The 5200-nt window shown below is 69.2% G+C and carries 6 protein-coding genes; all 6 read right to left on the reverse strand.

Going from position 1 to position 5200, the window contains the following annotated elements; all coding sequences use genetic code 11:
* Positions 1 to 90: 90 nt before the first annotated feature.
* The 6 genes from ELR45_RS13150 to ssd all read right to left on the reverse strand — a co-directional run bounded on the left by ELR45_RS13150 (position 91) and on the right by ssd (position 4847).
* Entirely contained in the window at positions 91 to 420 is a 330-nt protein-coding gene (locus tag ELR45_RS13150; protein WP_129666645.1) for a TadE family type IV pilus minor pilin, read from the reverse strand.
* A gap of 80 nt (positions 421 to 500) precedes the next feature.
* Positions 501 to 686, reverse strand: a complete 186-nt coding sequence (locus ELR45_RS13155; RefSeq protein ID WP_129666648.1) for a DUF4244 domain-containing protein — start codon at positions 684 to 686, stop codon at positions 501 to 503.
* 199 nt (positions 687 to 885) lie between these two features.
* Positions 886 to 1695, reverse strand: coding sequence for a type II secretion system F family protein (locus tag ELR45_RS13160; RefSeq protein WP_129666651.1), 810 nt, complete (start codon positions 1693 to 1695; stop codon positions 886 to 888).
* A gap of 43 nt (positions 1696 to 1738) precedes the next feature.
* Positions 1739 to 2575 (reverse strand): type II secretion system F family protein, encoded by an 837-nt coding sequence (locus ELR45_RS13165; RefSeq protein WP_129666654.1) that lies wholly within the window; start codon positions 2573 to 2575, stop codon positions 1739 to 1741.
* Positions 2575 to 3765: a TadA family conjugal transfer-associated ATPase gene (locus ELR45_RS13170; RefSeq protein WP_129666657.1), complete on the reverse strand. Its 1191-nt coding sequence runs from the start codon at positions 3763 to 3765 to the stop codon at positions 2575 to 2577. The genes ELR45_RS13165 and ELR45_RS13170 overlap by 1 nt, the downstream gene beginning before the upstream one ends.
* Positions 3762 to 4847, reverse strand: coding sequence for a septum site-determining protein Ssd (gene ssd, locus ELR45_RS13175; protein ID WP_205856537.1), 1086 nt, complete (start codon positions 4845 to 4847; stop codon positions 3762 to 3764). The genes ELR45_RS13170 and ssd overlap by 4 nt, the downstream gene beginning before the upstream one ends.
* Positions 4848 to 5200: the final 353 nt, after the last annotated feature.

The raw sequence follows: 5200 nt of genomic DNA on the forward strand, positions 1-5200 counted from the left end.
CGATGACACCGATGATCAGCACCGATCCTGCGCCGAGCTCCCGACGCACGCTCTTACTTGCCGCAGCGTGACGGGGGCGATATCGCGGGCTCATGGCCGTTCCTCCAGGGCTATCGCCTTGCCGCTCACGGTGGGGCTGAGAGTGGTACCAAACGGTGGCGGTGCCTCTAAGGTGGCTCGCACCTCGATCGTGACCAGCCCGTCGGCGTGGGCGATATCGATCTGCGCCTCGTCGGGGGCGACCGCCTCGGCGATCTCGCGCACGGTCGACATATCCTCACCGCGGGCTGCGGCACGGGCCGCTTCACGTGCAGCGTCGCTGCACCGGAGCTGCACAGATGTGAGGCCGATGACCCATATCGCCATCACCATCACGAGCGCCAGGGCGGGGAGGGCCGCCGCCAGTTCAGCGGTGACCATACCTCGCTCCGGCCTTCTGCCGAGCGGTGTCCGAGCCGGGCGCCGGCGGGAACGAACCCGCCGGCGCCCAAGGGCGGCTGTCATCCGCCGAAGACCGAGAACGCCTGCTCAAGGACGTTCTCGACCATGCCCCGAACGGAGTCACTCTTCAGAATCTGGTACAGGACCCCTCCGAAACCACACGCCGCGACAGTCCCGACGGCGTACTCCGCAGTGGTCATTCCGTCTTCACCGCCGCGGCGGATCCGCCCGATGATTCTGCCCATGGATACCTCCCGAATGCCGGCGACCGACCGGTACGGAGCGACGCTGGTGCGTCGCTATGGCAATCTTTACGCATGTTCACGTTCGATTGCATCGTCTCACCTGCGATTGTGGATAACCTAGGTGGATGCCGTTTGAGATGTGGATAAGGTGCGTGACGCTTCGTGAACGTCCTGATACGGGAGGCCAGAAGATGCGGCGTCAGTTCGCGAGGATTCCTGAGCCGGCAATGATGGGGATGATCCCTACCAGCACGAAGGCAGGCAGGAAGCACAGTCCGAGAGGTGCTGCGGCTCGCGCTCCGAGCGACCGGCTCCGAGTCTCAGCCGACCATCGTGCCCGGTCACGAGCGTCCTGAGCCGAACGTTCCAGCGCGGGGACCGGTGATGTGCCACGGGACGCCGCCGACGCCAGCGCGCGGCCCAGTGGCATGAGGGCCGGGTGCCCGGTCAGGACGGACCAGGCACGCGCGGAGTCGGTGGTGACACGCGCGGACGCTGCCGCGGCGACGAAGAGCGATCCCAGGGCTCCCCCCAATGCCCTGCCGACGTGTTCGACTGCTCGGTCCGGCGGACACCCTGCCGCAAGCACCGAGGCGAGGAGGTCGGCGGCCAACGGAAGCTGTGCCTCCACCTGCTCGCGTGCGCGCCTTTCGGCCACCGGCTCGAGCCGTCCGATGCCGTACCAGGCGCCGATACCGGCAGCGAGCCCGGCGATCATGCCTGTCACTCCGCCGACCATCAGCGAGCAGCCGAGCCCGGCCAAGAGTGCTGCCAGCAGGCGACCGCGTGCTGAGGACAGCAGACCGTCGGGGCTGGTGCCCAGGGCGGTTCCGCTCGGGTCGGATCCTCGCCCTGGATGTTCCGGGGGACCCGTGCGGTATCCGGACCCGCGGTCTGCACGCCCGGTGCGTCTGGGGACGACATGCATCATCCGTGCCTTCGCGGGCGCCGGGCCGATGAAGAATGCCGCGGCGACGCCGGCGGCCATGATCGCTGCGAAGCTCAGCATGACAGCCGGCCGGGAACGATCCGTCGGGAATCCACTGGCGGATTCACGATGACCATGGCGTGCGGACAGAGAGCCGAGACGTGTATTCGACCCAGCAGAGCCCGGCGGCTACGAACACGAGCGCGCCGATGATGCAGGCCATGCCGTGCGGCGTCCGGAGCAGGAAATCCAGGGGCGCGCCGTTACCAGCAGAGAACAGGAGCAACGTCGCGGCCGGCAACATGGCGAGCAACCGTGCGGTTGAGCGGACGGCCGCCAGCTGGGCGTCGGCCTCCCGGCGCACGGCCGCCTCTGCGCGCAATGAGTCCGTCACGGCCGTGAGCGCGGCGGAGAGGCTTGCGCCGGTTCGTGCCGACACCTCCCATGCCGCAGCGACGGCCGTCAGCGGCTCCGCGCCGGGCTCTGTGGCGGCGACCCGCAACGCTTGGGCCGGGTCACCCCCGATGGCGGCTCGGCCGGCTGCGGAGCCGAACAGATCCGGCCATTCCTGAGCGACCGCCGCCATCGCTCGCTCCGGCGGCAGCCCAGCCTGCAGTTCGGATGCGAGTGCCAGGCATGCGTCCGACACCGCGGATTCACGTCCGCGTCGCTGCAGCCGCGATCGCCGTCGGAACCAGGACAGCACGACGACCGGAGTCACCAGCCCGCCGATGACGGCACCGCCAGGGGGAGCTGCGAGGCCACCAGCGGCCGCGCCGATGGTTCCGCCCAGAAGAGCCCAGACCAGGCGGGAACCGGGAAGAGCCCGGCGACTGTTCGGATTGCTCAGCCCAGTGTCGCTCGATCGGCGTATGCCGAGACGCATGGAGAGCAGATCCGGCCGGCCGCCGGGGAGCAATGCCGCGGCGACCGCGGCGAGACAGATCGCCAGCGGGCGCATTACGGACACCAGCCGCGCTGGCGAAGCCGCTCGGCCAGGATGGGCCGACCCGGTCCTTCACAGAGCCGTCCATCGCCGTCGACTCTGAAGGCCCGGCATGTCTCGAGCCATCCGCCGGCGTCCCGGCTGACCACGTCCACCGCGGCCAGCCGGCGTGGCCCGGAACGTTCGCGAACGAGATGGATGACGAGATCCAATGCCGCACAGGCCTGGGCATGAACGGCGTCGCGGCGCATGCCTGCGGCGATGCCCAGCGCCTCGAGTCTGGCTGGTACGTCGTCAGTGGAGTTGGCATGCAACGTCCCGCATCCGCCTTCGTGTCCCGTGTTGAGAGCGGCCAGGAGGTCCACCATCTCCGCGCCACGGACTTCTCCGACGACGATGCGATCCGGGCGCATCCGCAATGCCTGCCGGACCAGATCGTCCAGCCCGACGTGGCCGGTGCCCTCCACGTTGGCCGCCCTGCTCTCGAGGCGGACGACGTGTGGGTGGTCGGGCCGGAGCTCGCCGGAATCCTCGATGAGAACGATCCGCTCCTGAGGGTCGGCCAGTGCCAGCAAGGCGCCGAGCACGGTCGTCTTGCCACAGCCAGCGCTGCCGCTGACGATGAACGCCAGCCTGGCGCGGACGAGCGCCGTGAGCCACGGGACGAGCCTTTCCGGAACGCTGCCCTGCTCGACGAGGTCGGTGAGGCCGAAAGCACGACGCGCGGGCACTCGCAGGGAGATCAGCGGACCGTCCGGGGCAACGGGAGGCAGCACCGCGTGCACGCGTACTCCGCTGGACATTCGAGCGTCGACGAAAGGCACGGCATCGTCGAGCCGGCGACCGGCCGCGGATGCGAGACGTTGTGCCAGGCGGCGCACCGCATGCGCGTCACGGAACCGTACCGGCGTTCGCTCTGGTCCGCTGCCGCAGTCGACCCACACGTTGTTCGGGCCGTTGACCAGTACGTCGGTGACCCCCGGCTGGTGTAGGAGCGGTTCTAGCGGCCCGGTGCCTGAGATCTCCGCCCGGAGCGTGTCAGTGACCTCGAGGAGGGCCGCATCGCCCAGGGTCGCACCGGCAGACCGTAACGCCGCCGCGACTCGGGCCGGTGTCACTTCCTCCACCGTCGTAGCGAGGACGCTGCGTACCCGGTCCAGGAGGTCTTCGTCGACGATGTGCTGCTTCGACGTGACGATTGTCATGGCGCGCTCATCTGGTGGTCGAAGAGAAGGTCGTCCAAGATCTGATTGCACGCGACCGCCAACGGGCCGCGTTCGTGTAGCCCGGGTGGTTCACCGCGGTCAAGATGGTCGGTCAGCCGTCGCTCCGCCGCCATGTGCAGCGCGAGGGGGAGGTCGAGGGCCGCGGCGACGTCAGGACCGCCAAGCCTGGAACGGGACGGCCCTCGGGAGACCACGCGGAGGTCGCTCGCCAGGGGTGTCAGGCTGGCGACGACCCGTGACGCGGCGGCCACGGCGCGGACTTCAGCCGGTACGACGAGCAGGACCGTGAGGCACGCCGATGCGGCCTTCTCGGCGGCGGGATCGAGCCTGCGCGGCAAGTCAAGGACGACGAAGTCGCACGCACGTTGTGCGGCGGCGAGCACCACCTGTGCGGACTCCGCGGCGACGGCGAAGAGGTCGCCACGGTCCCAGGAGAGGACCGTGAGCCCGTGCCGGCCCGGTAGTTCGGAACGCAGCGCTCGTGCACTCAGCCGGCCCCGGCTCCCAGCGAGATCGGGCCAGCGTAGGCCCACGGTCTCCTCGGCGCCGATCGCGAGGTCGAGGCCGCCACCGATCGGATCGAGGTCTACCAGCATGGTGGACAAGCCACGCCGGCATGCGGTCACGGACAGGGCGGTCGCGAGGACGGACGCGCCGGCTCCGCCTCTGCCTCCGATCACACCGGCGACCAGGGCATTGCCGGTCTCTCCCTCGGTGGCGTCGGCCAGACGATCGGCGAGCCACGACTCGTCGTCCGGAAGGACAGCGACCCGCTCCGCGCCGAGGTCCACCGCACTTCTCCATGCGGCCGGGTCCGTACGGTCGCGGCTGACCAGGTAGACGCTGTGCCGCCGGGTAGGTGCCAGGTGTGCCAGACCTTCGGCCTGGTCCGCGCCGACTATGACGATCGGTACCGACGCCCACACGGCCCGTGCGGACCCGGGGTCATGCGCGACGTCGACGTCTGTTCCGGCGGCGGCAGCCAGGCGCAAGAGGTCGTCGAGAAGAGCATCGTCGGCGGTGACGACGAGTGGACGGGGCGTGGACGAGTAAGGGGACACGTCAGTGTGTCGCGAACGATTGGTCGATGGGCGGAGCATGGGCTACCTCCGAGGCGGGCCTGTACCAGATCGAGGGTGGAGACAGAACAACGATCGCTGCAGGACGCGTACGTTCGCACTACCAAGCATCGATTTGTGGATAACAAGCTCGATTGACGGCCGTATGACCTTCAACCTGTGGATGAATCCTCTGATCCGACCGCTCGGCTCAATGAAGGAGTCCAGGAAGGCAGCCCGTATGAAAGGGCGCGGCCCCCGTCGGGTGGGAGGACGGGGGCCGCGCGGACTCGGTCAGGGGGGTGGACCGAGTCACGGCGGCGAGGGGGTGCCGCCGGGCCCCATCCTGCCCCATA

This window comes from Phytoactinopolyspora endophytica, from assembly GCF_004138495.1.
Taxonomy (GTDB): Bacteria; Actinomycetota; Actinomycetes; order Jiangellales; family Jiangellaceae; genus Phytoactinopolyspora; species Phytoactinopolyspora endophytica.

Excerpts from the sequence above, each read along its gene's own strand:
- ELR45_RS13150 (WP_129666645.1), bottom strand. The coding sequence starts at position 420 with ATGGTCACCGCTGAACTGGCGGCGGCCCTCCCCGCCCTGGCGCTCGTG.
- ELR45_RS13155 (WP_129666648.1), bottom strand. The coding sequence starts at position 686 with ATGGGCAGAATCATCGGGCGGATCCGCCGCGGCGGTGAAGACGGAATG.
- ELR45_RS13160 (WP_129666651.1), bottom strand. The coding sequence starts at position 1,695 with ATGCTGAGCTTCGCAGCGATCATGGCCGCCGGCGTCGCCGCGGCATTC.
- ELR45_RS13165 (WP_129666654.1), bottom strand. The coding sequence starts at position 2,575 with ATGCGCCCGCTGGCGATCTGTCTCGCCGCGGTCGCCGCGGCATTGCTC.
- ELR45_RS13170 (WP_129666657.1), bottom strand. The coding sequence starts at position 3,765 with ATGACAATCGTCACGTCGAAGCAGCACATCGTCGACGAAGACCTCCTG.